The 26,660-nt window shown below is 71.5% G+C and carries 22 protein-coding genes and 1 riboswitch; of the genes, 11 read left to right on the top strand and 11 right to left on the bottom strand.

Annotated features, from left to right (window positions below; translation table 11 throughout):
- The first annotated feature begins 4 nt into the window (after positions 1-4).
- The gene (locus tag ACLQ2S_RS21420; RefSeq protein WP_155221663.1) at positions 5-2,101 is read left to right on the top strand and encodes an iron ABC transporter permease; all 2,097 of its coding nucleotides are present in this window, start codon (positions 5-7) and stop codon (positions 2,099-2,101) included.
- Positions 2,102-2,130: 29 nt separating this feature from the next.
- A complete protein-coding gene (locus ACLQ2S_RS21415) occupies positions 2,131-3,042 on the top strand; it encodes a siderophore-interacting protein (protein ID WP_425702463.1) in 912 nt (303 codons plus the stop codon).
- Between the two features lie 64 nt (positions 3,043-3,106).
- Here ACLQ2S_RS21415 and ACLQ2S_RS21410 read toward each other — a convergent pair whose 3' ends face one another.
- Together ACLQ2S_RS21410 and ACLQ2S_RS21405 are read right to left on the bottom strand one after the other, a co-directional pair.
- The gene (locus ACLQ2S_RS21410; RefSeq protein ID WP_425702461.1) at positions 3,107-3,622 is read right to left on the bottom strand and encodes a 2'-5' RNA ligase family protein; all 516 of its coding nucleotides are present in this window, start codon (positions 3,620-3,622) and stop codon (positions 3,107-3,109) included.
- Positions 3,623-3,683: 61 nt separating this feature from the next.
- Complete coding sequence (locus tag ACLQ2S_RS21405; RefSeq protein ID WP_155221625.1) at positions 3,684-4,730, bottom strand: NAD(P)-dependent alcohol dehydrogenase; 1,047 nt, start codon at positions 4,728-4,730, stop codon at positions 3,684-3,686.
- A 146-nt stretch (positions 4,731-4,876) separates the two neighbouring features.
- Between ACLQ2S_RS21405 and ACLQ2S_RS21400 the strand changes: the two genes are divergently transcribed.
- Entirely contained in the window at positions 4,877-5,770 is an 894-nt protein-coding gene (locus tag ACLQ2S_RS21400; RefSeq protein ID WP_425702459.1) for a DUF72 domain-containing protein, read from the top strand.
- 16 nt (positions 5,771-5,786) lie between these two features.
- Here ACLQ2S_RS21400 and ACLQ2S_RS21395 read toward each other — a convergent pair whose 3' ends face one another.
- The 6 genes from ACLQ2S_RS21395 to ACLQ2S_RS21370 all read right to left on the bottom strand — a co-directional run bounded on the left by ACLQ2S_RS21395 (position 5,787) and on the right by ACLQ2S_RS21370 (position 11,513).
- On the bottom strand, positions 5,787-6,173 hold the full coding sequence (locus tag ACLQ2S_RS21395) for a hypothetical protein (RefSeq protein WP_425702457.1): 387 nt from the start codon (positions 6,171-6,173) through the stop codon (positions 5,787-5,789).
- A gap of 86 nt (positions 6,174-6,259) precedes the next feature.
- Positions 6,260-6,898 carry a hypothetical protein gene (locus ACLQ2S_RS21390; RefSeq protein ID WP_155221622.1) on the bottom strand — a complete coding sequence of 213 codons (639 nt, stop codon included), beginning with the start codon at positions 6,896-6,898 and terminating at the stop codon, positions 6,260-6,262.
- 114 nt (positions 6,899-7,012) lie between these two features.
- On the bottom strand, positions 7,013-7,909 hold the full coding sequence (locus ACLQ2S_RS21385; RefSeq protein ID WP_309223794.1) for an RNA polymerase sigma-70 factor: 897 nt from the start codon (positions 7,907-7,909) through the stop codon (positions 7,013-7,015).
- A gap of 74 nt (positions 7,910-7,983) precedes the next feature.
- Positions 7,984-9,180, bottom strand: coding sequence for an NAD(P)/FAD-dependent oxidoreductase (locus tag ACLQ2S_RS21380; protein ID WP_155221621.1), 1,197 nt, complete (start codon positions 9,178-9,180; stop codon positions 7,984-7,986).
- 159 nt (positions 9,181-9,339) lie between these two features.
- Entirely contained in the window at positions 9,340-10,185 is an 846-nt protein-coding gene (locus ACLQ2S_RS21375; RefSeq protein ID WP_309223812.1) for an alpha/beta hydrolase family protein, read from the bottom strand.
- Positions 10,186-10,292: 107 nt separating this feature from the next.
- On the bottom strand, positions 10,293-11,513 hold the full coding sequence (locus ACLQ2S_RS21370; protein ID WP_425702454.1) for a globin domain-containing protein: 1,221 nt from the start codon (positions 11,511-11,513) through the stop codon (positions 10,293-10,295).
- Positions 11,514-11,692: 179 nt separating this feature from the next.
- Between ACLQ2S_RS21370 and ACLQ2S_RS21365 the strand changes: the two genes are divergently transcribed.
- Complete coding sequence (locus ACLQ2S_RS21365) at positions 11,693-12,184, top strand: RrF2 family transcriptional regulator (protein ID WP_309223792.1); 492 nt, start codon at positions 11,693-11,695, stop codon at positions 12,182-12,184.
- 9 nt (positions 12,185-12,193) lie between these two features.
- Here the strand turns inward: ACLQ2S_RS21365 and ACLQ2S_RS21360 are convergent, their stop codons facing one another.
- Positions 12,194-13,450 carry a hypothetical protein gene (locus ACLQ2S_RS21360; protein ID WP_425702509.1) on the bottom strand — a complete coding sequence of 419 codons (1,257 nt, stop codon included), beginning with the start codon at positions 13,448-13,450 and terminating at the stop codon, positions 12,194-12,196.
- A 358-nt stretch (positions 13,451-13,808) separates the two neighbouring features.
- On the opposite strand from ACLQ2S_RS21360, the gene ACLQ2S_RS21355 reads away from it, so the two are divergent.
- The 3 genes from ACLQ2S_RS21355 to ACLQ2S_RS21345 all read left to right on the top strand — a co-directional run bounded on the left by ACLQ2S_RS21355 (position 13,809) and on the right by ACLQ2S_RS21345 (position 19,965).
- A complete protein-coding gene (locus tag ACLQ2S_RS21355) occupies positions 13,809-15,893 on the top strand; it encodes a DNA gyrase/topoisomerase IV subunit B (protein ID WP_425702507.1) in 2,085 nt (694 codons plus the stop codon).
- Positions 15,894-15,924: 31 nt separating this feature from the next.
- Positions 15,925-18,408, top strand: a complete 2,484-nt coding sequence (locus tag ACLQ2S_RS21350; protein WP_155221618.1) for a DNA gyrase/topoisomerase IV subunit A — start codon at positions 15,925-15,927, stop codon at positions 18,406-18,408.
- A 171-nt stretch (positions 18,409-18,579) separates the two neighbouring features.
- The gene (locus tag ACLQ2S_RS21345) at positions 18,580-19,965 is read left to right on the top strand and encodes an RICIN domain-containing protein (protein WP_425702451.1); all 1,386 of its coding nucleotides are present in this window, start codon (positions 18,580-18,582) and stop codon (positions 19,963-19,965) included.
- Between the two features lie 49 nt (positions 19,966-20,014).
- On the opposite strand, the gene ACLQ2S_RS21340 is transcribed toward ACLQ2S_RS21345, so the two are convergent.
- Together ACLQ2S_RS21340 and ACLQ2S_RS21335 are read right to left on the bottom strand one after the other, a co-directional pair.
- Entirely contained in the window at positions 20,015-20,650 is a 636-nt protein-coding gene (locus ACLQ2S_RS21340) for an alpha-ketoglutarate-dependent dioxygenase AlkB (protein WP_155221606.1), read from the bottom strand.
- 112 nt (positions 20,651-20,762) lie between these two features.
- The gene (locus ACLQ2S_RS21335) at positions 20,763-22,085 is read right to left on the bottom strand and encodes a polysaccharide pyruvyl transferase family protein (protein ID WP_425702449.1); all 1,323 of its coding nucleotides are present in this window, start codon (positions 22,083-22,085) and stop codon (positions 20,763-20,765) included.
- A 240-nt stretch (positions 22,086-22,325) separates the two neighbouring features.
- Here ACLQ2S_RS21335 and ACLQ2S_RS21330 point away from each other — a divergent pair, with 240 nt between their 5' ends.
- From ACLQ2S_RS21330 to ACLQ2S_RS21315, 4 genes are all read left to right on the top strand, one after another.
- Positions 22,326-23,570, top strand: a complete 1,245-nt coding sequence (locus tag ACLQ2S_RS21330; RefSeq protein ID WP_425702447.1) for an acyltransferase family protein — start codon at positions 22,326-22,328, stop codon at positions 23,568-23,570.
- Positions 23,571-23,663: 93 nt separating this feature from the next.
- Positions 23,664-24,080, top strand: coding sequence for a hypothetical protein (locus ACLQ2S_RS21325; protein ID WP_155221603.1), 417 nt, complete (start codon positions 23,664-23,666; stop codon positions 24,078-24,080).
- Between the two features lie 182 nt (positions 24,081-24,262).
- Entirely contained in the window at positions 24,263-25,021 is a 759-nt protein-coding gene (locus tag ACLQ2S_RS21320; RefSeq protein ID WP_155221602.1) for a hypothetical protein, read from the top strand.
- A 278-nt stretch (positions 25,022-25,299) separates the two neighbouring features.
- Positions 25,300-25,440, top strand: a riboswitch (cyclic di-AMP (ydaO/yuaA leader).
- Between the two features lie 221 nt (positions 25,441-25,661).
- Positions 25,662-26,543 (top strand): C39 family peptidase, encoded by an 882-nt coding sequence (locus tag ACLQ2S_RS21315; RefSeq protein WP_309223789.1) that lies wholly within the window; start codon positions 25,662-25,664, stop codon positions 26,541-26,543.
- Positions 26,544-26,660 lie beyond the last annotated feature (117 nt).

The raw sequence follows: 26,660 nt of genomic DNA, 5'->3' as shown, positions 1-26,660 counted from the left end.
CACCCTGTCCGCGCCCTCGCGTCCGGAGCCGGCTGTCCAGCCGGCTCCGGACCCGCGCCCCTCGACTCCCCGCCTGGTCGGGATCTTCGTCGGCGCCACCGCGCTGCTGCTGGTGGTCGTGGCGGTGCACCTCACCCAGGGCACCTCCGCCGTGGGTGCGCTCGACCTGCTCCGCCTGCTCACCGGTGGGGACGAGGAGACCGCCCGGGTGCTCGTCGCCTCCCGGCTGCCTCGGCTGCTCGCCGGGCTGACCATCGGCGTCGCCCTCGGTTTCGCCGGTGCGGCGCTTCAGTCGATCGCCCGCAACCCGCTGGCCTCCCCGGACACCCTCGCCGTCAACGCCGGTGCCCACCTGGCCATCGTCTCGGTCGCCGCGTTCGGCATCGCGTTGCCCGCGTTGCCCGCCGGTGGCCTGGCCTTCTGCGGAGGGCTCGCCGCCGCCGGGCTGGTGATGGCGATGTCGTCCGGCGGTCAGGCCGGCACCACCCGGCTGATCCTCGCCGGCTCGGCCACCGCGTTGGCGCTCAGCTCGGTGACCATGCTGCTGCTCCTGCTGTTCGAGCAGGCCACCATCGGCCTGTTCGCCTGGGGCAACGGCTCCCTGGTACAGAGTGACCTCGACGCGCTCACCCAACTCGCCCCGGTGATCGTCGCCTCCGGCGTGGCGTTGATGCTGCTCGGTCACCGCCTCGACATCCTCGCCCTCGGCGACGACACCGCCACCGTGCTCGGCATCGACGTACGCCGGACCCGGCTGATCGTCACCGTGCTGGCCGTGGTGCTCTCCGCCGCAGCGGTCACCCTCACCGGCCCGGTCGGCTTCGTCGGCCTCTGCGCACCGGTGATCGTCCGGCTGCTCGGTCCGCTGGTGCCCGGCGTCCACCGGCACCGGATCCTGCTGCCGCTGTCCGGTATGGCGGGCGTCGTCATCGTCCTCGGCTCCGACGTGCTGCTGCGGGCGATCATGGGTGGCCAGGCCGGTGTGGACATCCCCACCGGTGTGGTGACCACCCTGCTCGGCGCCGGGATCCTGATCTGGCTGGCCCGCCGACACCGCGACGCCGGCCCCACCCGCCGTCCGCCCGGCGGCCACGCGGCCGTGCGTTCCGCGGCGTTCCACCGCACCGTGGTGATCGTCGCCGCCACGGTGACCGCCGGGGCGGTCCTGCTCGGCATGCTCGCCGGGGACACCTGGCTGCTGCTCGGCGACATCGTCAACTGGGTCAACGGCAGCACCGGGCCGGCGTACACCTTCGTGCTGGACCAGCGGTGGCCGCGCGTCGCCGCCGCGCTGCTGGCCGGCGCGGCCCTGGCGGTCGCCGGCACCACCGTGCAGGCGGTCTGCCGCAACCCGTTGGCCGAGCCGGGGATCCTCGGCATCACCGCCGGTGCCGGGTTGGGCGCGGTCTCGCTGCTCACCTTCGTGCCGCTGGCCGGCGTCTGGGCGGTCTCCGGGGTCGCCGGGCTCGGTGCCATGCTGGCCTTCGCCCTGGTGTACGGGGCGGCTTGGCGTGGCGGCCTCAGCTCCGACCGGCTGGTCCTGATCGGGTTCGGCGCCTGGCAGGGCGGCATGGCCATGATCACTTTCATGATCGTCGCCTTCGATCCGTGGAACACCGGCAAGGCCCTCACCTGGCTCTCCGGCTCCACCTACGGGCGAACCGCGACCCAGGTGTTGCCGGTGGCGATAGCCCTGCTGGTGCTCACTCCGGTGGTCGTCGCCGCCCGCCGGGAACTGGACCTGATGACCCTCGACGACGACACCCCACGCGTGCTCGGCGTCCGGCTGGAACGGACCCGACTGATCGCGCTGGGCGCGGCGGCCCTGCTCACCTCGACGGCGGTCTCCGCCGTCGGCGTGATCGGCTTCGTCGGCCTGGTCGCCCCGCACGCGGCCCGAGCCCTCGTCGGCGGCCGACACACCCGGGTGCTCCCGGTCGCCGCCCTGCTCGGCGCCGCCCTGGTCAGTCTCGCCGACACCCTCGGCCGCAGCGTGATCGCTCCGGCCCAGATCCCCGCCGGGCTGGTCACCGCGATGATCGGCACTCCCTACTTCGTCTGGCTGCTGTGGCGTTCCCGCGCCGCCGCCCCACCCCGCTGACGCATCGACCCGACACGGAGAGAGGCATCATGACCCAAACCCTGCCTGTCGCGCCCTGGCGGTTGTTCGCCGTCGAGGTCCGCGCGGTCCGTCGACTCAGCCCGTCCTTCGTCCGGGTCACCTTCACCGGCCCGGATCTGGACCGTTTCGCCGACAACGGCTACGACCAGCGGATCAAGCTGGCATTGCCGCTGCCCGGCCAGGTCGGTGTGCAGCTGCCGCAGGGACCGGACTGGTACGCGCGGTGGCGGACCCTGCCGGACCACGAACGCAACCCGATCCGCACGTACACGGTGCGCGCGGTCCGGCCGTACCTCGGTGAGGTCGACGTCGACCTGGTGCTGCACGGCGACGGCGGTCCGGCCACCCGGTGGGCCCGGCGGGTCCGCCCCGGCGACGAGATCGCCATCGTCGGCCCGGACTCGGCGTACGGCGGTGACCACGGCGGGGTCGAGTTCCGGCCCCCGTCGACCGGATGCCTGCTGCTGGCCGGTGACGAGACGGCGGTGCCGGCGATCAGCGGCATCTGCGAGCGGCTACCGCTGGACGCGTGCGGCCGGGTGCTGCTGGAGGTACCCGAGGCCGACGACGTGCTGCCGATGGTCACCCCACCCGGTGTCGAGGTGACCTGGCTGCCCCGGGGTGCGGGGGAGCACGGCAGTCGCCTCGTCGCCGCCGTCGCCGAGGCCGCCGACGACCTGCTCGCCGGTGCGCCGACCCACGGAGGTGTGCCGCAGCCGGTCGACGAGGTCGACGTGGACCGCGAGATCCTCTGGGAGGTACCCGACGTGCCGCCCACCGCCCCGCTCTACGCCTGGCTGGCGGGGGAGGCCGGGGTCATCCGTACCCTTCGCCGACACCTGGTCACCGAACGCGGCCTGGACCGGCGCGCGGTGGCCTTCATGGGCTACTGGCGTCAGGGCCGCGCCGACCCCTCCTGAGCCGCCGACCCCTCCTGAGCCGCCGACCCCGCCGTCCGGCACGTCCGTTCCCGACCCGCGCGGGTCAGGGCAGGGGGTGGGAGATGCCGCGGGCATGATCGGTGAGGGCGGCGGCGACCACCGTCGCCTCCAACGGCAACATCTCCAGACATCGGCGTACGGCGGCGGACATCAGCGCGTTCGGCACCCGCATGGACAACGTGCAGTGCGGCACCCAGCGGCCCGGCCGGTAGTGCTCCACCAGGGTCACTCCGCCCGCCACGAGTAGGTCGTGCACCCGCCGATGGTGCTCCAGCAGCTCCGGGGTGGGTACCGGGCCCAACCAGAGCACCCGGCCGACGAACTGCCCGGCGTGCTGGAACGACAACCGCAGCGGTGCCGCCACCGTGGTGCCGGCCAACGCCGCCGTGACCTGCTCCGGGTCGAACCGGGGCGCGACCGCGAGCGAGAGGTGCGGCCGGTGCCGTTGCTCCAGTAGGGAGCGCATGCTCTGCACCCCCTCGGCCTCCAGGGCGTCCCACAGCACCCGGATCCGACGAGTGGCGACGGTGTCCAGATACAACTCCAGTGCGGCGACCACATGATCACTCTAGGGTGGTGTCGGACCGTCGACGCAGTGGCGGTGCGGTCCGGAGGGCGGCTCACGGCACGATGACGGCCCGACCCTCCAGACTGCCGTCCTGCATCATCCGGTACGCGCTCATCGCGTCGTCCAGGCTGAACCTGGTGGTCTTGGCCCGCACCAGACCACGCGCACCCAGGTCGAGCACCTCCTGTAGTTCGGGACGGCTGCCCCAGTAGGTGGTCTGGATGCTCACCTCGTAGGGCACGGTGAAGAAGCCGACCGGCAGGGAGCCGTTGCCGAGCCCGACGATGGTCAGATCGCCCAACGTCCGGGCGGCGGCGATGCCCAACTTCAGCGTGGGGTCCGCGCCGACGAAGTCGAGCACGACGTCGGCGCCCCGTCCGGCGGTGGCCGCCCGGATCTCCGCGGCGGTGTTCTCGCCGGAGCGCAGCGTCAGGTCCGCGCCGCACTCCTCGGCGAGCCGCAACGCGTCGTCGCGGGTGTCCACCGCGATGACCCGGGCGGCGGTGGTGGCCTTGATGATCTGTACGCCGATATGCCCGAGCCCGCCGACACCGATCACCACCGCGGTGCTGCCCGGTGGCAGCTTCCGCCAGGAGCGCCGGATCGCGTGGTACGGGGTGAGACCCGCGTCGGTCAGTGGCGCGGCGTCGACCGGGTCGAGCCCTTCGGGCAGGGGCAGCACGTGCCGGGCATCGGGCACCAACTCGTACTCGGCCATGCCGCCGTCCAAGCCGAGGCCACCGCCGCCGGACGGTACCGGCGCGGCGGCCGGGTTCTCACAGTAGTTGTCGACGCCGACGCGGCAGCGGACGCAGGAACCGCAGCCCCAGGGGCCGTAGACCACCACCGGCTGGCCGACCTCCAGCCCGGTCACCCCGGAGCCGAGCCGGTGCACCCAACCCGCGTTCTCGTGGCCGAGCGTGAACGGCGGGTTCCAGGGCAGCTCACCGGCCTCGAAGTCGTGCATCAGGTGCAGGTCGGAGTGGCAGGCGCCGGCCGCACCGATCCGCACCACCACCTGTCCCGGACCGGGCTCCGGCTCGTCGACCTCGACCAGCTCCGGCGTTGACTTCCAGGCGGGCAGCCGTAGTGCGCGCATCCCTGTCTCCCGTCGTCGGTGACCCCTGCCCGGAGGGCTCCCCGTCGGGAAGCGTCCCAAACCACCGTCGCCGCCCGACCTGGCCGCCTGCGGGCCCACCGCCCCAGCGGTTGCCGACCGGCCCGTTCGGCGGTCCACTGAATGACATGGGTGTCATCAAGGTGGGCACGTCCTCGTGGGCGGACCGGACGCTGGTGCGTTCCGGCTGGTACCCGCGCCAGGTGAACAACCCGGCCGACCGACTGGGCTACTACGCCGACCGCTTCGACCTGGTCGAGGTGGACACGTCGTACTACGCGGTGCCCGCGCCGGAGACCGCGCAGGGCTGGGTCGACGCCACCCCCGACGGGTTCACCTTCAACGTCAAGGCGTTCAGCCTCTTCACCGGCCATCCGACCCCGGTGGCCACCCTGCCCGCCGACCTGCGTCCGACCGGCGGACCGGCCCGCATCCGGCGGCGTGACCTGCCGACGGCCGCGTACGACGAGCTGTGGAGTCGGTTCCGGGCGGCGCTGGGCCCGATCGCGGCGGCGGACCGGCTCGGTGCCGTGCTGTTGCAGTTTCCGCCTTGGCTGGCCCGGGGTGAGGCGGCCCGCCGTCGGATCGCGGAGCTGGCGACCCGGTGCCGACCGTGGCGGGTCGCCGTCGAGCTGCGGCACGCCTCCTGGTTCGCGGATACGGCGGCGTTGGAGACCCTGGCCTTCCTCCGCGACCAGGGGCTGACCTTCTGCTGCGTGGATATGCCGCAGGGGCATCCGGACTCGGTCCCGCCGATCCCGGTGGCCACCGCCGACCTGGCGATGATCCGGTTCCATGGTCACAGCAGCGCCTGGGCCGACGGCGACAAGGAGGACCGGTTCCGGTACGCCTACGGCGACGAGGAACTACGCCGCTGGTCCGACCTGCTGGTCGACCTCGCCGGGCAGGCCGACGAGCTGCACGTGCTGTTCAACAACTGCTGCGCCGGTCAGGCGCAACGCGACGCGCAGCGGCTGGCCGGTCTCGTCGAGGTCGTCGGCCGGCGGACCGTACCGTCCTGATCGGACGGTGCCGCGGTCAGCCGCGCCCGGTGCCCTCCGGGCGCATGCCGGTCGCCTCCTCCAGCGCGTTGTCCGGCAGATCCCCACCGGCCTCGTCGTCGGGGAAGCTGCGCCGCGACGGTGCCGGGTCCGGCGGTGCGCCGGGTCCGGCCACCGGCGTACGGGTCGGCTCGACCGAGCCGAACCCGTGCCGCCCGGCGGGCCGGTCAGTCCGGTCACCAGTGAGCGGGGCGGCCGCGCGCCGTTCCCCGCGCCGCCCCTCGGGCACCGCGGCCTCCTCGCTGCCCTCGTCCATCGGCGAATCCCCGCCGGCACCCCACGGAGGGTCCGTGTCGAAGCCACCCGTGGTACCCCAGGGCGCGACACCCTCGGGGCCCCGGTCCTGCCTGTCCCGGTCGCTCATGGCCACCTCGCTGGTCGGTGCCCGGGCGTCGGTCCACCCCGAGACCGATGCCGGCACATGGGCATGTCGGCGGGTGTACGCCGCCGTCAGCGATCGGACATCGCCATCTGCCGGATCGCCTTGGCCGCCGCCATCCCACCGGTGCCCTTGCCCATCATCTTCGTGGCGTGCCCCAGACCACCGACCCGGCCGATCACGCCGCGCAGGACCTGCCCGGGCTTCTGCTGCTCACCCATGTAGGCGGTGACCACGATCAGGGCGCCGGTCAGCGCCGGGATCGTCCATTGCAGCATCTTCAGTTGGCGCTGGCAGGAGGCCACGTTCGCCGGGGTCTGCTGGTTGGGTTCGGTGACGCCCTCGACCGACGGCTGACCGGCCCTGGCGAGTCGCTTGCCGAGCATCCGGCTGTACCCGGTCACCGCCAGCGCGCTGAGGGTCAACGCCGTCTTGATCGTGCTGGCTCGGCCGACCCCGGCCTGTGCCGCCATGCGCGGGCTCTCCGTCACCAGTTCGCCGACCGCACCGGCGAGATGGGCACCGATGGCCGCCGCGTTGACCGGCGTCCAGCGGTTCCAGCCGGTCGCCGCCACCGGCAGCCGTTGGGTCGAGTCGCTGATCCGGGCCGCGGCGCCGTTGACGCCGAAGGCACCCATCAGGGAGCCGCCGAACCAGGCCGCTAGGCCCAGGTCGTGCATCGAGCGTAGGGCGGTGTGGCTGTCAGACATCTGGTCCCCTTCCACCGTGTCGGGCGCAGCGGCTTACCCACCTGCGGTCGGGCTAATCGCCGCCTTCGGTGGCAGGCCCGCCACGGTCGGCGGGGCCTGCCACGTTCGGGGGTGTCAGCGTCGGGTGAGCCGGATCTCCGACCTGACCCCGGTCAGCTTCTCCGGGTTGCGGACGTAGTAGATGTTGCCGATGCCCGCCGTGCCGACCTGGACCGCCAACACGCCGTCGAGGTCGCCATCGAGGTACACGGCCAGGGCCGGGCTGCCGTTGAGCAGGGTGGGGGACACGGTCATCCGGCCCGGCACCTTGCGCAGACCACCGAAGAAGACGCGGGCCACCTTGTCGGCGCCGACGATCGGACGCAGCACCGCCTGCCGCTGGCCGCCACCGTCGGCGATCAGGACGACCTCGGGGGCGAGCACGTCGAGCAGGGCCTGAAGGTCGCCGGTCTCGACCGCACGCTGGAACGACTCCAGCGCCGCCCGGGTCTCGTCCGGGGAGACCGCCTCACGAGGGCGACGGGCGCTGACGTGCTGGCGGGCCCGATGCGCGATCTGGCGCACCGCCGCCGGGCTGCGGCCGACCGCGGCAGCGATCTCGTCGTAGCTGATGTCGAAGGCGTCGCGCAGCACGAAGACCGCCCGCTCGGTCGGCGACAGCGTCTCCAGGACGAGCATCAGCGCCATCGACACGCTCTCGGCCAGTTCGACGTCCTCGGCCACGTCCGGCGCGGTGAGCAGCGGCTCGGGTAGCCACGACCCCACGTACGCCTCCTTGCGGCGGCGCAACGTGCGCAGCCGGTTGAGCGCCTGCCGGGTGGTGATCCGTACCAGGTAGGCGCGTTGGTCGCGGATCTGCGCCAGGTCGACGTCGACCCAGCGCAGCCAGGTCTCCTGGAGGACGTCCTCGGCGTCGGCAGCCGACCCGAGCATCTCGTACGCCACGGTGAACAGCAGGTTGCGGTGGGCGACGAAGGCGGTGGTCGCCGTGTCGGTGGCGGGCTCACTCACTGTCTCGACCTCTCCTCGTGCGGGCTCCGATCCGGTCACGGCACGGTCCGTCGGACCGTGCCGTCGACCGTCGGTCAGGCCGTCCGCTCCGCGTTGACCGGTGATTCGCCGTGCCCGGCCCACAGCAACTGGTGGCGCTTGTCGTCGGTGAACCGCCAGCTGAACGAACCGGGCCGACGCGCCTCGTGCTTCAGTTCCCTGAGCATGGCCCTGATGGCCTGCTCCTTGATGGTGCCGATGACCCGGCCACTGAGGTAGAACCGGTTCGTGGTGTCGTCCCGGTTGGCCAGTTGCACGGTGGCGGTCCGCCGGCCCACCGCGATGCACTGCCCGAAGAACCCGATGTTGATCGGTTCGGGCTGCTCACCGGCGATGCGACGGAGCACCGTGTCGGCGGCGTGCGCGCCGAGCGGACGGGCGGACTGGCAGCTCATCCGCAACGGCCGGCCCGACGGTGCCACCGCGTCTCCGGCCGCGACGATGCGGTCGTCGTCCACGCTGGTCAGCGTCTCGTCGGTGAGCAGGCGCCCCGACTCGTCGGTGCTCAGCCCGCTGCGCGCGGCCAGGTCCGGCACGCCGAATCCGGCGGCCCAGACGGTCACCGTGCTGGCGACTTCGCGGCCGTCGTCGAGGCGCACGGCGTCGGACGTCACCGCTGTCACCCGGGTGCCGGGGCCGTCGAGCACGGTCACCCCGAGTGCGGCCAGTCGCCTGGCGACCGACCGGCGGCCCCGGGCTTGCAGGTACGGCCCGAGTACACCGCCGCAGACCAGGGTCACCGTGCGGCCCGCCTCCGCCAGCTCGGCGGCGACCTCGATGCCGGTCGCGCCCGCGCCGACCACCGTCACCAAGGCCCTCGGCGCGGCGGCGATGACCGTACTCAGCCGCTCCGCATCCTCCAGCGTGGCGACCGAGTACGCGTGTTCCGCAGCGCCGGGCACCCCGGGGTCTGCGCTGCCGCTGCCCACCGCGTAGATCAGATAGTCGTAGTCGACGGTCATGCCGGAGGCGGTCGTGACGCGCCGCCCCTTCGCGTCGATGTGGGTCGCGGCGTCGACGACGAGCCGGACGCGGTCGGCCAGGATGTCCTGGTAGTCGACGGTCCCCGTGCCGGAGCCGGCGGCCACCTGGTGCAGGCGCAGCCGCTCCACGAAGCGTTGACGCGGGTTGACCAACGTCACCCGCACGTCGGCGCGCCGGGTCAGGCGATTGGCGGCCAGGACACCGGCGTACCCGCCGCCGATGACGACCACATTCGTGTGCTGGGTCATGGGTGTCTCCTCCTGTCGGCGTTCGGCATCAAGACACCGTGGAGACCCCGTTTGTGATTCGTCGTGACGCAGGTCACGTTGCGCCGGTCGGCCGCACTGGTGGTGTTGTGCGCTCCGGGCCCGCCGACGCCGTCCGGACCGACCGTCCGCCTCGGCGGGTCAGCGTACGGGCAGGGTGGTGACGAAGTCGGCCACCCGGGCGGCCAGCGGCCCGGCGGCGCGTACCCAGGTGAAGTGGTCCACGTTCGTGCCTGGCGCGGCGTACCGCTCCCGCTCGACGGGTGCCGAGGTCAGCTTCGCGCAGAGACGGTCCAGCGTCGGGTGCGGGGTGTACTGGTCGCCGTCGACGCTGATCGCCAGCACCGGTGTGCGGATGCGTCCTACCGCCGCCTCGGTGTCCACGCCGTCCACCTCGGGGAAGCGGCCGGTGCGGGCGGTGTGCGCCCAGTCGCGGATCACCCCGCGCGCCTGTCGGCCACCGAAGCCCCACCCGGGCCAGACCCCGAGCAGCCGGGTCGTGGCGGCGATGCCCTGGGTGTACGGCAGCACCCCGTAGCGCCGGAGGCCGGTGAAGTCGCGCCAGTAGGGGATGCCGACCGCGATCAGGGCCAACCCGTCCACCTCGTGCTCGCCGTGCAGGGCGAGGTGCAGCACGGCGGCCTGCCCGCCGAGGGAGTGTCCCAGCACCACGGTGCGTCGACCGTCCAGTCGTGGCTTGAGTGCCGTGCGTACCGCCCCGATGTCGGCGGCCAGTTCGGCGTAGCCGTACCGGCAGTTCCGGCTCGGTCGGGGGGTGCTGAGACCGGTGCCCCGCAGGTCCGTCACGACCACGGCGAGCCCGGCGTCGCGCAGCGCGGCGGCGAACGGGCGGTAGTAGCGGGCCGGTACGCCCATCGCGGGCGTGATCAGCACCATCGGGGCGTCGGTGACGCCGTCGGGTTCCGGGTAGACCTGGACGCCGAGACGGGCGTCGTCGACCTGGACGAATTCCTGCTGGTACTGCACCGGCGCGGTCACCCGACCATGTTACCGAGCGGTAGGTAGCGCCGGGGGGCCGCCCCGGCGGGCCGACCCGTGACACGGGCGCGGCTGGCCGCCGGGGCGGTGCGCGATCAGGCCGGCTCGCCGCGCAACATGCCGGGACCGAACACCTCGTAGGCGATCCGCTCCACCGGTACGCCGCGACGCAGCAGGCCACCCCGGACCGCGTTCATGAACGGCAGCGGTCCGCACAGGTGCACGTGAGCGTCGGGGGAGAGCGGGATCAACTCGGGATCGACCAGACCGCCGCTCACCGTGGCGGTCTGCACGGGCGGCGTGGCGTCGGTGGGGTCCTCGTACCACAGCCGGGTGTGCAGGTTCGGCAGCGCGGCGTGCAGGCGCGGCAGGTCACCGCGCAGGGCGTGGGTCGCGCCCGCCCGGTCGGCGTGCACCAGCACCACCGGCCGGCGGGGCGCGGCCACCGCCAGGTGCTCCAACGCGGCCATCGCCGGAGTCAGTCCGATACCGGCGCTCACCAGCACCAGCGGGCCGTCTCCGGCGACCGCGCTGACCTCGCCGAAGGGTGGGCTGAGCCGCAGCGTGTCACCGACGGCCACCCGCTCGTGCAGGAAGGTGGAGACCAGACCGTCGGGGGCCCCGTCGCCGCCGCGTACCCGCTTGACGGCGATCCGCCAGTCGGCCGCGCCGGGACGGCCGGTCAGGCTGTACTGCCGGATCTGCTGGCCGCGACCGCCGTCGAGGTCCACGGCGACCGAGGTGTACTGGCCGGGCACGAAGGTGGGCGCCGGGGTGCCGTCGGCGGGCGCGAGGGTGAACGACACCACCTCGCTGGTCTCCTGCCGACGCTCCGTCACCCGCCACGACCGCCACACCGACTCGCCCTCCGCCAGCCCGGCGGCGGCGTACAGCCGGGCCTCCCGGGCCACCAACTCGCAGGCGAGCAGCCAGTAGACCTCGTCCCAGGCGGCGGCGACCGGTGGCGTCACCGCCTCGCCGAGCACCTCACCGACGGCGGCGAGCAGGTGGCGGCCCACGATGGTGTACTGGGCCGGCGTGATGCCCAGCGACGCGTGCTTGTGGGCGATGCGGTCCAGCACCGGTCCCCAGGGCACCGTGCTGGCGCCGGTCAGGTGCTCGGCGTACGCGACCACGGCGGCGGCCAGCGCCGCCTGCTGTGCGCCGTTGGCCTGGTTGCCCCGGTTGAACAGGTCGAGCAGTTCCGGATGGGCCTCGAACATCCGCTGGTAGAACCGTCGCGTGATGGCCTCGCCGTGCGCCCGCACGGCGGGCAGGGTCGCCGTCACCAGCACTGCTGAGGGCTGCGTGAGCACGATTGTTCTCCTTCTGGTTCGACCGCTCGGGCACCTCCACAAAACAGGAATCACAGATACCGGTTTTAGGGTCGAAGGTCCCGGATGGCCGGTCGTACAGGTCACACCGGACATCGCGGCCAGCCGGGCGCACCGGTCCGTACGGCACCGGACCGGCTGCCCCGCACTAGGGTCGAAACGTGAAGCTCAATCGGTCCACCGACATGGCGCTGCGGATCGCCATGCACGTCGCGGCCACCGGCCGTCGGACGACGGTGGACGAGCTGGCCGACCGCCTGACGCTGCCGCGCAACCACGTGGCGAAGGTGGTGCAGCGGCTCCAGCGCCTCGGCGTACTGGTGACCATCCGGGGCCGCTCCGGCGGGGTGGCCCTCGCCGAGGAGGCCCCGGCGTACACCGTCGGGCAGGTGGTCCGGGCGTTCGAGGGCGAGGGCGAGGTGGTCGACTGCGACGCGTCGGCCTGTTCGCTGCGAGCGGCCTGCCGGCTGCGCGGGGAACTGCGGCGGGCGCAGGAGGCGTTCCTCGCCGTCCTCGACGGGGTGAGCCTCGGCCAGTTGGTCGACGGGCCGGTCGGGCCGGTGCTGCTCGCCCTCGGTCCCGCGTCGACAACGACGGACGCCGCCCGGACCAGTCGAGGTCCGAGCGGCGTCCGAGCCGGTGGGAACAGCTGACCGAGCCGGTCAGGAGACGCTGATCGCGCCGTTCGAGGAACGTACGCAGGCGACCGAACGGGCCGTGGTGCTGGCCGCGCCGGAGAGGCACTGGCCCAGCACCTGGTGCCCGGCGGCGTTCGGGTGCCACGACTCCTGGCAGGTCTGGAAGTAGCTCACGCAGGTGTTCGCGATCCGCTGAATAGCGATCTTGTCCTTGCCGGAGAGGCTGGTCACGAAGTTGCCGTTCGGCGGGTTGTCCATCAGCCGGATCGGGGTGGCCAGCGTGCCGGTCGGGCTGTTCGCGTTCTCGCAGAGTCGCGCGCCGTCGAAGGCCCGCTGCACGTTGAGGTAGACCAGGTCGGCGTTGGGGAACTCGGCAGCCAGGGTGTCCCGGACGGAGCGGACGATGCTGCCGAGGCTCTGCGAGAACCGGTGACCGGGAGCCAGGCTCGCCCGGTGGATCGGGCAACCGGCGGCGTACCGCTCGGCACCCAGCGCGCGGAACTTGTCCCGGGTGTCGTCCCGGCTGTCCTCGGAGTGGTAGGTCGGGGCCAGGTCCAGCGGCAGCGGGTTGGTGTAGTCCTGCAACACCACCCGGTGCTGACCGTCGGCGTCCACCTCCCGCAGGGTGGTCAGGATCTGGCGTACGGCCGCGGTGGTCTCCGCGGTCGCGGCGCTGACCTGGGCCGCCGTGGCCAGGTCGGCGTCGGTGCACGGCTTCTGCTCCACCGGCCCGTTCAGGTACGCCCAGAACTCCCACCAGCCGGTCCAGGCGTCGGCGATGAACCGGTTGGCGCACTTCTCGGCGACCCCGCCGAAGGTGAACGAGCTGTTGTTCGAGCCGAGCCCGACCAGCACCAGGTCGATGTCGTGAGTCTGGGCGACCGTGCGGAGCTGGTCGAGCTGGGAGGCGACCTGGCGGCCGTTCGGTCGGGCCGACGAGGCGGCGGCGACATCGCGCGGCTGACCACCGGAGCAGGCCAGGTTGAACCGGTCCTGGATGCCGGGCAGCGTCGCCTTGTGCAGCGAGGCGTTGGCCGAGCGGTGGCAGAAGAAGGCGTCGCTGTTGGGCGCCGTCCAGCCCGGGAAACCGCGCGCGACGCCGGTCGCGTCGACCACCGGCTGGTAGGCGCCGGCGCCCTCGCCGCTGATGAAGCTGTCGCCGAGGGCCACGGCTGCGGTGGGTGCTGCGGCCGAGGCGGCGGGGGCCGCGACGGCGGTGGTGAGAGTCGTCGCCGCGACGGCCAGGGCCATCGCGGCGGCGGTACGACGCAACGCGGACATGGGCATCCCCATCCGTTCATGGAAATATGAAAGATCCTCTGGTGCGGTGATGACATCACGCACGTGTGACGCACGTCAACAGTGGGAAACATGTGTGAGGTGGGCCTGCAGGGTCAGGAGACGCTCCGCCGTCGGCCCGGCTCCGACCGGCCGGGCATCCCGGCTCCGACCACCAGGGCATAAGGTCGGCGACCGGGACGTTGACCCGCAGCAAGGCCCGCCAGTGGCAGCGCACGGCGTGCCGGCGGGTGTCCTGCACAGGTTGTCGGGACGTACGGCTACGCTCGCTGCGGCCGTGCCTGCGCCGGGTGACCGCCCACGGTGCCGTCGTCGAGCTGGCGGCCGGCGCGGGGAGCACATCGCCAAGACCGGGGAGTACGACCAGTTGACCGCAGAGCCTGACACCCTGTACGGGGCCGACGACCTCACCCACCTTGAGGGGCTGGACGCTGTCCGCAAGCGGCCCGGCATGTACATCGGCTCCACCGACAGCCGTGGCGTGGGCCACCTCGTCAACGAGATCCTCGACAACTCCACCGACGAGGGTGTCGCCGGCCACGCCACCACCATCGAGGTGATCCTGCACGCCGACGGGTCGGTGCAGGTCGACGACGACGGCCGAGGCATCCCCACCGACGTGCACGCGCGTTCCGGCATCTCCGGAGTCGAGCTGGTGCTCACCCGTCTGCACGCCGGAGGCAAGTTCGGCGGCTCCGGCTACAAGACCTCGGGTGGCCTGCACGGCGTCGGCGCCTCCGCGGTCAACGCCCTGTCCCGCCGCTTCGACGTCACCGTGCGCCGGGGCGGCAAGGTGCACGCCATGTCGTTCCAGCACGGCGTGCCCGGCGTCTTCGACGGCGACGGTCCGGACGCGCCGTTCACCCCCGGCCCCGGGCTCCAGGTCGTCCGCGCCATGAAGCGCGGCCAGCGCACCGGCACCTCCATCCGCTACTGGCACGACCCCCGCTACTTCGAGACCGGGGCCGCGCTCGACCACCACGCGGTACGGGCCAAGCTGCGTCACACCGCCTTCCTGGTCCCCGGCGTCAGCTACACGTTGCGCGATCACACCGCGCAGGAGCCCACCGAGGAGCGCTTCCACTACCCCAACGGGCTCACCGACATGGTGGAGTTCCTCGCCCCGGCCGGCGACCGGCCCGTCTCCGGCACTCTCCTGGTCACCGGTGAGGGGACGTACCGCGAGAACGCCGCCGACGCCAACGGTGTCATGCAGTCCAACGTGCAGCGCCGCGCCGAGGTCGAGATCGCCTTCCGCTGGGGCACCGGCTACGAACGCACCGTGGAGTGCTTCACCAACACCATCCGCAACGCCCACGGCGGCACCCACCGCAAGGGGTTCGAGCGGGCCCTCGCGCGGACCCTCGCCGACGCCGTCCGCAACGCCCGTGGCCTGCTCAAGGCCAAGGAGGAGGCGCCCACGCTGGACGACGTCCTGGAGGGCATGACGGCGGTGGTGCACGTCCGGGTGCCCGAGCCGCAGTTCACCTCGCAGACCAAGGACGAACTCTCCACCGCCGGCATCACCAAGGTCGTGCAGGGGCTGGTGGAGCAGCACGTCAAGTCCTGGCTCGACGACCGGAAGACGCGCACCGAGGCCCGCACCGTCCTCCAGAAGATCGTCGACGCGTCCCGCGTACGCCTGACCCAGAAGCAGCAGAAGGACGCGGCCCGCCGCAAGACCGCCCTCGAAGGCGCGGCCATGCCCGCCAAGCTCGTCGACTGCCGCGCCACCGGCATCGATCGCAGTGAGCTGTTCATCGTGGAGGGCGACAGCGCCCTCGGCACCGGCCGACTCGCCCGTTCCGCCGAGTTCCAGGCGCTCCTGCCGATTCGCGGCAAGATCCTCAACGTGCAGAAGGCCAACCTTCAGCAGGTGCTCGACAACGCCGAGTGCGCGGCGATCGTGCAGGTGCTCGGGGCCGGCTCCGGGCGCACCTTCGACCTGTCGGCGCTGCGCTACGGCCGGGTGCTCATCATGGCCGACGCCGACGTCGACGGGGCGCACATCCGTACGCTGCTGATCACGCTCTTCGCCCGCTACATGCGACCGTTGATCGAGGCCGGTCGGCTCTACGCCGCCATGCCGCCCCTGCACAAGATCACGACCAAGGGGCGCAACCCGGAGACCGTCTACACCTACACCCAGGCGGAGATGGAGTCGACGGTGCGCCGGTTGGAGAAGGCCGGCAAGCAGATCGTCACCCCGGTGCCCCGGTTCAAGGGTCTCGGTGAGATGGACGCCGAGGAGCTGTGGGAGACCACCATGAACCCGGCCACCCGTGCGGTACGCCGGATCACCCTGGACGACGTCGACGCCGCCGAGCGGATCCTCGAGCTGTTGATGGGGGAGAAGGTCGAGCCGCGCCGGAAGTGGCTGATCGACTCCGCCGACCGGGTCGACCGTGACGCCATCGACGCCTGACCATCGGGCCTTTCGGAAGGAAAGCTGAGCCATGGCACGCCGCAAGGAGACGAAGGTCGACCATTCCGCGTTCGACCGGGCCGGCGCGCGGATCATCGACAACCCGCTGACCACCGAGGTGTCCGACTCCTACCTGGAGTATGCCTTCTCGGTCATCCATTCCCGGGCGTTGCCCGACGCGCGCGACGGCCTCAAGCCGGTGCATCGGCGCATCCTCTACTCGATGCACGAGGCCGGTTTCCGGCCCGACCGGGCGTACGTCAAGTCGGCCCGGGTCGTCGGCGACGTGATGGGTCGCTACCACCCGCACGGCGACAGCGCGATCTACGACGCGATGGTCCGGATGGCGCAGGACTTCTCGTTGAACGTCCCACTCATCGACGGGCATGGGAATTTTGGAAGTCCAGACGATGGACCGGCAGCGGCGCGATACACCGAGGCTCGGATGTCGCGGGAGGCGATGCTGCTCGTCGGCGAGTTGGGCGAGGAGACCGTCGACGTCGAGCCCAACTACGACGGCTCGCTGACCCAGCCCACCGTGCTGCCGGCGGCCTTCCCGAACCTGCTGGTCAACGGCGCCTCCGGGATCGCGGTCGGGATGGCGACCAACATGATCCCGCACAACCTCGGCGAGGTCGTGTCGGCCGCCCGGTGGCTGATCCGGCACCCGAACGCCACCCTCGACAAGCTGATGGAGTTCGTGCCCGGTCCCGACCTGCCCACCGGCGGCCTGCTGCTCGGCCTCGACGAGGTGCGCCGGGCGTACGAGACCGGCCGTGGCGTGGTGCGGATGCGCGGCAAGGTGGAGATCGGCCCGCTGGAGGGCAGCCGGGGACGGCAGGCCATCACGGTGGTCGAGCTGCCGTACGGCGTCGGCGCGGAGAAGGTCATCTCCGCGATCACGAACGAGGTGACCAAGACCAAGCGGCTCACCGGGATCTCCGACGTCAAGGACCTGACCGACCGCGAGAGCGGCACCCGGCTGGTCATCGAGTGCAAGGTCGGCGTGAACCCGCAGGCCCTGCTCGCCGACCTCTACCGGTTGACCCCGCTGGAGCAGTCCTTCGGCGTCAACAACCTGGTGCTGGTCGACGGGCAGCCGCGCACCCTCGGGCTCAAGGAGCTGCTGGAGGTGTTCCTGGCCCACCGCTACGAGGTGGTGACCCGGCGCAGCGCGTACCGCAGACGTAAGCGGGAGGAGCGGCTGCACCTGGTCGACGGTCTGCTGATCGCCCTGCTCGACATCGACAAGGTGGTGAAGCTGATCCGGGGCAGCGAGGACGCCCAGGCCGCCCGGAGCGGCCTGATGCGCCAGTTCAAGCTCTCCGAGATCCAGGCGAACTACATCCTGGACACTCCGCTGCGCCGGTTGACGAAGTACGACCGGCTGGAGCTGGAGGCCGAGCAGCAGAAGCTCCGTGGGGAGATCGCCGAGCTGTCGACCATCCTGGATGACGAGAACGTGCTGAAGAAGGTCGTCTCGGACGAGTTGGCCGCCGTGGTCAAGCAGTTCGCCGTGCCTCGGCGTACGACGTTGATCGACGGTGATCTGAAGGAGGTGCTGGCCGCGTCCGCGCCGGCCGGTCCGCTTGAGGTGGCCGACGATCCGTGCCAGGTGATCCTGTCGGCCACCGGTCTGGTGGCCCGCACCGCGGCCGAGTCGGAGGAGGCCGCCGAGGGGCGGCGCCGGCACGGCCGGGTCAAGCACGACGCGGTACGCGCCGTGGTGCACTCCACCGCCCGGGGCCGGGTGTTGCTGGTGACCAGTGCCGGTCGGGCGTTCAAGGTGGACGTGCTGCCGCTGCCGGTGCTGCCGGAGCAGGCCGGCACGGTGTCGTTGCGCGGTGGGATGTCGGCCGCCGAGTTGGTGCCGCTGGATCCGGGGGAGACCGTGGTCGGCCTGGCGCCGCTGGGGGCGTCCGCCGAGGGGTCGCCGGGGCTGGCGCTCGGCACCCGGCAGGGTGTGGTGAAGGTGTGTGCCCCGGACTGGCCGGTGCGGTCCGACGAGTTCGAGGTGATCGGGCTGCGCGACGGTGACGAGGTGGTCGGGGCGACCTGGCTGGTCGACGGTGCGGAGACCCTCGCCTTCCTGACCAGTGCGGCCTCGTTGCTGCGGTTCCCCGCCGGGACGATTCGGCCGCAGGGGCTGCGCGGCGGAGGGATGGCCGGGATCTCCCTGCCGTCGGGTGCGCGGGTGGTGTTCTTCGGCGCGGTCCGCACCGACGATCCGGAGCACGGCGAGCCGATGGTGGTCACGTCGACCGGCGCGACGGTCAAGGTGACGCCGCTGTCGGCGTACCCGGCGAAGGGACGGGCGACCGGCGGGGTGCGTGCCCATCGGTTCCTCAAGGGCGAGACCGACGTGGTGGTCGGTTGGGTCGGTCCCCGGCCGGTGGGGTCGACGGCGAACGGCGAGGCGGTGGAGCTACCGGCGGCCGATCCGCGTCGGGACGGTTCCGGCTTCGCCGTCATGCTCGGACCGGCCGTGGTGGGTCACCAGATCGACCGGGAGTAGACAGCAGACACTCCATCGACAACCGTCATTGACGTGTGACGTATTACGACGATACGTTGAGCCTTGCTCGCTGATGGCCCGACGTGTCGACACCACCATCCACGACGTCGGTGCCTGCGACAACGCGTGTCCTCTCCAGCCGCGCGTGGTCCTAGTCGAAGGAGTGGATCAATGATTGGTGAGGTTCGTCCCACCTCCCCATCCAGACGTCGTTGGCGGTCGGGGTTGGCTGCGGCTGCTGCCGTGGTCCTGGTGGCCGGTGGCCTGGTGACGGTGAACGCGGCGCCTGCGGCGGCGGCGACGGTGGACACGAACGCCTGGTATGTGCTGGTGAATCGCAACAGTGGCAAGGCGTTGGACGTGTACGGTCTGGCTACCAACGACGGTGCGCGGATCAGTCAGTGGACGCGTAACGATGGTGGGAACCAGCAGTGGCAGTTCGTGGATTCCGGTGGTGGCTGGTACCGGGTGAAGTCGCGGCACTCGGGCAAGGTGCTGGACGTGTCGAACGTCTCGACGGCTGATGGTGCTGCGATTGTGCAGTGGTCTGACCACAACGGTGCGAATCAGCAGTTCCGGTTGGCCGACTCGGACGGCGGTCATGTGCGGTTGGTCAGCCGGCACAGCGGCAAGGTCGTCGAGGTGCAGGGCGCGGCCACCAATGACGGCGCGAACATCGTGCAGTACGCCGACTGGAACGGTGCCAACCAGCAGTGGCAGCTCGTCCGGGTCGACGGAGGAGGCGGCCCCACGTCGCCGCCACCGACCGGTGAGCCGGGGGCGGGGTGCGGCCGGACGCCGACGTTGGGCAACGGTTCGCACACCATCCAGAGCAGCGGTAAGAGCCGCCAGTTCATCCTGCGGTTGCCGGCCAACTACAACAACAACACCCGCTACCGGTTGATGTTCGCGTTCCACTGGTTGGGTGGCACCGCCGGTGATGTCGCCTACGGCGGCGCCGACGGAGCCGCCTGGTCCTACTACGGCCAGCAGGAGCAGTCGAACAACAGCGCCATCCTGGTCGCACCCCAGGGGCTCGGCAACGGTTGGGCCAATTCCGGTGGTGAGGACGTCACCTTCGTCGACGACATGATCCGTCGGATCGAGAGCGACCTGTGCGTCAACCCGGCCCAGCGCTTCGCCCTCGGGTTCAGCTACGGCGGAGCCATGAGCTATGCGCTCGCCTGTGCCCGCGCGAACGTCTTCCGGGCTGTCGCGGTCTACGGTGCTCCCCGCGAACTCAGCGGGTGCAGTGGCGGTACCGAGCCGGTCGCCTACTTCGGCATCCATGGCATCTCCGACAACATCGCCAGCGGGCGGTCGCTGCGCGACCGGTTCGTCCGCAACAACGGCTGCACGCCGCAGAACCCACCGGAGCCGGGTGCGGGCAGCCGGACGCACATCACCACCGCCTACTCGGGGTGCCGCGCCGGCTATCCGGTGCAGTGGGGCGCGTTCGACGGTGGCCACACCCCTGGTCCGGTTGACGGCGGCGGCGACAGTGGCGCCAGGACCTGGACCAAGGGCGAGGTCTGGCGGTTCTTCGCGCAGTTCTGAGCGGACGCCTGAGTCAAGGTCGGAGTCCCCGGTCGAGGCCGGGGACTCCTCAGGCGACGCCGGCCGGGCGGAACTGGACGCTGACCCTGGGGCCGACGGCGCGGGCGGTCTTGGGTACGGCATGTTCCCAGGTGCGCTGGCAGGAGCCGCCCATCACCACCAGGTCGCCGTGGCCCAGCGGGAAACGCAGGCTGGTCCCGCCGCCGCGTGGGCGCAGCAGCAGCTGACGGGGCGAGCCGAAGGAGACGATCGCGACCATGGTGTCGGTGTGGGCGGAGCGCCCGAGGGTGTCGCCGTGCCAGGCGACGCTGTCGCGGCCGTCGCGGTAGAGGCACATGCCCGCGGTGACGAAGGGTTCGCCCAGCTCGTCGGCGTAGTGGCGGGACAGTGCCGCGCGGGCGGCGGTCAGCACCGGGTGCGGTAGCGGTCGGCCGGCGCCGTACCAGCAGAGCAGACGGGGCACGTCGACCTCGGCGTCGTACATGGTGCGGCGTTCGGCCCGCCACGGCACCTCGCGCAGCAGCACGTCGAGCACCTGGTCGGAGCCGTGCACCCAGCCGGGTAGGTGATCCACCCAGGCGCCTCGGCTCAGTGGATGCCGGCGCGGTTGCCCGGCCAACGGGCCGAGGGCGGGCGCCGCGTCGGTGACCTCCAGCATCGACGGCTGGTACGCGGTCTGCGACATGACCGCAGCCTAACAGGTCATTCGAACACCCGTGCGAGTCGGAGGCGTGGACCGCCGCCGTCGGCCGCGCGGTGCGTCGCCTGCCCGCGCGGCCACGACCACCTGAACCGGGTCAGCGGTTGAGGATGCGGCGTACCGGTGCGGGGACGGCCTTCTTGATCCGGGTGCGGAACCGGTCCGGGCGCTGCTGAAGCTGCTCGCGGAGTTCGGCCTCCCGGTCGTGGAGCCACTGGATCCGTTGCAGCAGTACCTCCGGCGAGGTGGCCAGCGCTGGGCGTACGGCCGGCGGGAACGTCGTCGCGCGGACCTGGGCGTCGAACGCCGCCGGGCTGTCCGCGTCGGCGAAGGCGTTGGGCAGATCGTGCTTGGCGAGGAAGGCGAGCATGGTCTCGAACCGCGCCTTGTGCCCGTTGATCATGCCGGAGTAGTCGGCCTCGTCGTACAACTGGGCGGCGTCGACGTCCTTCGGCACGTCCCGCATGACCCGGTGCGGGATCTCGAAGTACCGGGCCAGTTCCAGGGTGCGGGAGTCGTGGGCGAACAGGTATCCGGGCGTACCGGCCAGCAACGAGACGATGGTGCCGTGGATGCGGGTGCCGAAGTTGAAGTCGAACCCGGTCAGGTAGTCGATCCACGTCCACGGGTCGACGAACATCCGCACCTTGTCCTCGGTGAACAGCGGATGCGAGGTGTGCAGCGGGATCTGGCTGCTCTTGCCCCGGTCCTCCGGCGCGTCGCCGTAGAGCAGGGTGCCCAGGGTCTTCAGGTCCTGCGGGATGTAGCGCAGATTGGGGTAGCGCTGCTGGTGCGACTGGATGATCTTCGCCATCGACTTCACGTACGGCGAGACGGTCAACGCGATCCGGTCGTCGGTGCCGAGCGTGGTCTTGCGCTTCTCCACCGGAAGGGTGTCGCCGTGCAGGAACATCGACGGGCAGCCGATCTCGTCGACTGCGGAGAAACCGAGCGTACGCAGGTAGTTCGCGGTGATCTCACCGCGTACGCCGATGCTGTGCGAACGATCGAGCACGGCCCGGCAGAAGCGGGTCACCGACTCGTCGATCGGCCGCAGGTACTCCCGGTCGGCGTCGACGTTGGTCTGCACCCCGACGCCGAGCACCACCACGGGGATCTTCAACCGCTCGATGAGGTTGGTCATCGCGTCGACCCGGTGGGCGTAGCTGCGTCGGAACGCGTTGGCCAGCGGTACGACGAAGACGTCGTACTCTTCGTTGATCCGATCCGCAGCGCGTGGGTTGACGACGAACCTGTTCGAGGTGATCTCGACGCCGGGCGCGCCCAGCAGCTTGTGCGCGGCGTGGCTGAACACGAGGTTGCCCACGTTGTCACCGATCAGGTTCCGTTCGAACGTCTCCTCCGGGGAGTTGACTTCGAAGGGCTCCTTGCGGGCTCGCATAAGGATCCGCTGGTGCATTGCTGGGTCTGCCCCTCTCATCGGTGTGTCCGCCCACGCCCGTCGACCGGGAACGGGGTGGCGTCCCCTTCGGGTCTGGGAATAGTAGGCCACTCGGCCGGCAGATGACACCTGGTGATGGTTCCGAGAGGTTCGATGCGTTTCGGGGTTTTTGTACTGTCTGGGAGGGTTGGCTGGCTGTCGACGTGGGGACGGGCCACGCGTTCCAGGTGGAAACGGGCCAATGGATAGGGTGCCCGGATGACCAGCGCTACCGCCACCGTCGAAGGGCGTACCCCCGGAATCGGACGTGGGCCGACGAGCCTCCTGCCGTCGCTGACCGGTCTGCGGTGGGTCGCCGCGATGTTGGTCTTCGGGTTCCACGCCGGCACCATGCGCATCATGGCCGACCCCGGCCCGCAGGCGGTGATGGGCAAGGTCTTCACCCTGGGCCTGTCCGGGGTGCAGTTCTTCTTCATCCTCAGCGGCTTCGTGCTGGTCTGGTCCGCACGTCCCGGTGCCTCCCGGCGCCGGTTCTGGCGGCGTCGGTTCGCCAAGATCTACCCGAACCATCTGGTGCTGTGGGTGCTGGCCATGCTGGCGATGCTCTGGTTCGCCGACCCGATCAACCCGGTGGCGGCGCTGGAGAACCTCTTCCTGGTCCAGGCCTGGGATCCCCGCCCCGGCCACTTCTACAGCATCAACAACGTCAGTTGGTCACTGTCCTGCGAGATGTTCTTCTACCTGTGCCTACCCCTGGTGCTGCCGGCGGTGCGGCGAGCCCGACCGTGGATGCTGTGGGCGGTGGTGATTGCGGTACCGCTGCTGATCCTGGCGCTCTGGCCCGGGCAGGTGTTGGTGCCGGAGCCGGACCGCTGGTGGTTCACCCAGGTCTTCCCGCTGGTCCGCTCGCTGGAGTTCTGGATGGGTGTGGCCGCGGCCGAGCTGATGCTGCGGGGTCGCTGGCGGGGTCCACGGTTGCCCGTGGCCAGCCTGATCTTCGTCGTGACCTGGGTGGCGGCCGCCCAGTGGATCCGGGCCGAACTCTGGGCGGCGCTGCTGTCGGCGGCGTACGTCCTGGTCATCACCGCGGCGGCCGACGCGGACGTGCGCGGGCGGTGGTCGCCGCTGCGTTCCCGCGCGATGGTCTGGCTCGGCGAGGTCTCGTTCGCCTTCTACCTGGTCCACGTCTTCGTGATCATGACGATCCTGCGGTTGACCGGTGACTGGGGCACCGGCCTGTCCGGGTGGTGGGGGCCGCTCGCGGTGATCGGCTTCCTGTTGCTCACCCTGGGGTTGGCCGCCCTGCTGCACCGGTACGTGGAACAGCCGATGATGCGTCGCCTGGCCCCGGCCGGACCGTCGCGATCGGACCTGCCCGGCGGTGCGACGCGAGTCGCGGAGACCGGGGGACCGGCCGCCGACGGGCTGCCCCGCCAGCGGACACCAAGCGGCGGTACGGCATCCGTCCGGTCCAGTAAGGACAGTCAGCCAGAGGTACCCTGAACTGCGATTATCCGTCCGGTCGCCGACGCGCCGGGCGGCACGACACGCCCGGTGGCTGATGCGTTCCGCCGGTCGTGGCGGTAGCGTTGCGACGTGCTTCCCGTCGCCGCCTCCCGTCCTCTGTGGTGGTTGGCGCGCTGGGCAGCGCGACTGCTGGCCGGCTTCGTGGTCGCCGCCGCCTTCACCCTCGGCACCTGGGCGCTGCCCGGCGAGGTGACCCCGGTCGACCGACTCGCCGCCGCGCCCCCACCGCTGGTCCAGGCCGCCGCACCGTCGACGTGCACCTGCCCCGACCTGGCTGCCGACCTCGACCTGGTCGGTCTCGAGACGGAGGCCGTGCGCGACTCCGGTGACGTCACCGACCTGACCGGGGCATCCGCAGCCCAACCGGCGACCGCCTCCGGGCGACCCGGGCTGGCGGCGCTCGGTGGCGTCGCCGCCCCCGTCACCCCGGAGCCGATCACCCGCGCCGTTGACGTGCGGGTCGCCCGCGCTCCACCGCACGCCTGACCCGCGCGACCTACCCGTCGCGTCCGCCCGGCGCCGCACCGCGAACCCTCGCCGACAGCAGGGTGCCCGCGCCCGCGCCGAGCCCACCAGCCCGTGCCGCCCACGTCGGCGTCGAGGCTCACCATCACGATCCGCTGCCGGTACGGCCACCGGCGTCGTACCGATCTCCCCGAGGTGCTGACATGGAGAAGACCGTTCTGTACCAGTTCCTGATTGAGGTGCCACGCGCCGCCGCCATCTGGTCGGTCCTGCTGGTGATCGCACTGGGCGTACTCACCGTGCTGGTCGCGCGCCCCGAGCCGACCGGGCCGGTGGAGCAACCCGACGACCAGGACGCGACCCGCGCCGCTATCGAGGAGGCCGACCTGCGCCGGTATGCCGGGGAGGTGGCCGTGGCGGCAGCCGGCGCGGCGCAGAACGCCGACCGGCGACGTGCCGCGTGGCGGATCGCCCAGACGGAACTGGACCGGGCCTGGGCCGCGTACGACGAGGCGGAGGCCGCGGCCCGTCGACTGGCCGCTGTCACCGGACTGCCGACCCCGCGTACCCCCCGAACCCCCGCCGAGTACGCGGCCCGCGAGCGCTGGCTACGCCGTGCCGCGATGGCGGCCCACTGGCGCGGCGACCTGACCGCCCGGCAACTCAGCGACGTGCTGGCCGCCCGCGCCGGTTGGGATCCCCGACGTCACCCCGCCGAGCAGGAGGTGATCCTGGCCCGGGTGGTACGCGACAACCGCCTGGCCGCCTACCGGTCGGCCGCCCAACGGGAGCGTGACCTGTGGCGGGCGGCGGAACTGGCCACCGAGGCGGCCCGGACGTTGTCCGCCGAGGCGTACGCGGCAGCCGAGCGCCTCCGGCCGAACCGGCTGACCGTCCCCGAGCGGGTCGTCGTCCGGCGCCCCGGGCCGATGGTGCGCTGGCGGCCGGCGCGGCTGAGCTGAAATTTCGTGAGCTGACTCACAGATGCCGAAAAATCGGTCACTCTTCGTAGTCGAGTCGATTGCTGCAACAAAACCTGTCGGCATTGTTGACGACCCGTCCGGTTCCCGCCGGAAGGTACCGGAAATGCTGTCGGTCCTATTGAGCGACGCCAGTTCCCCGATACCCGGAAATTGCTCCACTGGATCATGTTTAAGCAGGTCAGGCCCGGTTGGCTGCGAGTCGTGCGACCAGTAGTGTCAGCGCGTCCGGTGCGGTAACCGATCGCAGGTGGCGACGCCGTACCGACCCGCTCAATCGTGAACTCACGAACCGGGGACCCACTGCACCACTGGGGTGAATCCGCGAGCCTCGGCCCGCGGTAGGGCGTCTTCCCGCCCGAATCCGTCAGCTAACCCGGTAGGCGGTGATGGAAGGAGTTCCAACCCTCGTGCGGTTTAATGTGATCCCCCTGTTCTCCCGCCTCCACGGCACCGCGGTGCCCGCGCTCGCCAGCCCGATCACTGCGAGCTGACCTCCGGTCGCCGCCGCCCGGTTTCCGGGCGTACCCCTGAACGGCCTGTCCCGCTCACCCCGGGCGGCCGTCGGCGTGCCCACGCCGACCCGGCCGCCAGAGCCGGTGTGCCGTTCTCCCCTCAGCCCGTGGAGGAATCCGTGAAGCACACCCTTTCCCGTCGGCTCCGCCGGCTGGTCACCGAACGTCCGTACCAGATCGTCGCCGGCTCTGCCGTCGCACTCGTCCTGGCCACCGGCACCGGCGCTGCCCTGGCCGGTACCGGGACCACCCCCGCCCCCACGCAGGCCGCGACCGCCGCCGACCCGCACGATGACGCCACGGTGGCGCCGAGCCGGGAGCAGCGGGCCGAGGCCGCGCCGTCTCCCGCCGCAGCGAGCAGCGCGGCACCCAGCAGTGCCGCACCGGCCAGCGCGGCGCCCTCCCCGTCGCCGTCGCCGAAACCCCGCTCGGCCACCCCGGATCCGGACCTGACCGTCAAGAAGACGGCGCCGAAGCCACCGGCGACCAAAATCCTCGCGTACGACCACCAGGCCCAGATCAACGGCTACTACTGCGGCCCCGCCGCCGTACGCAACGCGCTCAGCGCGGCCGGTATCGCCCGCACCCAGGACGCCCTGGCCAGCCAGCTCGGCACCACGTTCGCGGGCACCAACTCGGCCGAGGACACCACCCGCGTCCTCAACGCCATCGTCAAGGGCAAGCCGTACAAGACCACGATGATCCGTGGCGGTGCGGCCACCCCGGCCCAGATGGACCAGCTCCAGGCGGATGTCGTCGCCGCCGTCACCGACGGTCGGGGCGTCGTGGTGAACGTCGCCGGTACCGCCACCGACACCGACGGCCGCTGGCACTCCTTCCCCGGCGGCCACTACGTCGCCGTGGTCGGCTACAAGGACTCCGGTCGCCTGGTGAAGATCGCCGACTCGGCCGACGCCTCGTACCCGTCGTACTGGCTCAGCACCATCGACCTCGCCAACTGGGCCGCCACCCGTGGTTACTCGGCCTGACCGCGCCTGGCCCTAGCCCCGGAAAGCCCTCGGCCGACAGGTCGGGGGCTTTCCGGTCGGTGCGGCAGGCGCACGGCCGCCGAGTTCGCCGGGTAGCCGGGCCGCCGGGCCACCCGG

It is taken from the genome of Micromonospora sp. DT48 (assembly GCF_049844495.1).
Lineage (GTDB): Bacteria > Actinomycetota > Actinomycetes > Mycobacteriales > Micromonosporaceae > Micromonospora.
The sequence above is the reverse complement of the archived record's forward strand: the minus strand, read 5'-3'. Positions and strand labels throughout refer to the sequence as shown.

What these genes read in the sequence shown, in the direction of transcription:
- ACLQ2S_RS21395 (WP_425702457.1), bottom strand. Translation starts at nt 6,173, where the DNA reads ATGAGCGACCGGGACAGGCAGGACCGGGGCCCCGAGGGTGTCGCGCCC.
- ACLQ2S_RS21400 (WP_425702459.1), top strand. Translation starts at nt 4,877, where the DNA reads ATGGGTGTCATCAAGGTGGGCACGTCCTCGTGGGCGGACCGGACGCTG.
- ACLQ2S_RS21335 (WP_425702449.1), bottom strand. Translation starts at nt 22,085, where the DNA reads ATGCACCAGCGGATCCTTATGCGAGCCCGCAAGGAGCCCTTCGAAGTC.
- ACLQ2S_RS21340 (WP_155221606.1), bottom strand. Translation starts at nt 20,650, where the DNA reads ATGTCGCAGACCGCGTACCAGCCGTCGATGCTGGAGGTCACCGACGCG.
- ACLQ2S_RS21360 (WP_425702509.1), bottom strand. Translation starts at nt 13,450, where the DNA reads ATGTCCGCGTTGCGTCGTACCGCCGCCGCGATGGCCCTGGCCGTCGCG.
- ACLQ2S_RS21415 (WP_425702463.1), top strand. Translation starts at nt 2,131, where the DNA reads ATGACCCAAACCCTGCCTGTCGCGCCCTGGCGGTTGTTCGCCGTCGAG.
- ACLQ2S_RS21330 (WP_425702447.1), top strand. Translation starts at nt 22,326, where the DNA reads ATGACCAGCGCTACCGCCACCGTCGAAGGGCGTACCCCCGGAATCGGA.
- ACLQ2S_RS21405 (WP_155221625.1), bottom strand. Translation starts at nt 4,730, where the DNA reads ATGCGCGCACTACGGCTGCCCGCCTGGAAGTCAACGCCGGAGCTGGTC.
- ACLQ2S_RS21345 (WP_425702451.1), top strand. Translation starts at nt 18,580, where the DNA reads ATGATTGGTGAGGTTCGTCCCACCTCCCCATCCAGACGTCGTTGGCGG.
- ACLQ2S_RS21320 (WP_155221602.1), top strand. Translation starts at nt 24,263, where the DNA reads ATGGAGAAGACCGTTCTGTACCAGTTCCTGATTGAGGTGCCACGCGCC.
- ACLQ2S_RS21390 (WP_155221622.1), bottom strand. Translation starts at nt 6,898, where the DNA reads ATGTCTGACAGCCACACCGCCCTACGCTCGATGCACGACCTGGGCCTA.
- ACLQ2S_RS21380 (WP_155221621.1), bottom strand. Translation starts at nt 9,180, where the DNA reads ATGACCCAGCACACGAATGTGGTCGTCATCGGCGGCGGGTACGCCGGT.
- ACLQ2S_RS21350 (WP_155221618.1), top strand. Translation starts at nt 15,925, where the DNA reads ATGGCACGCCGCAAGGAGACGAAGGTCGACCATTCCGCGTTCGACCGG.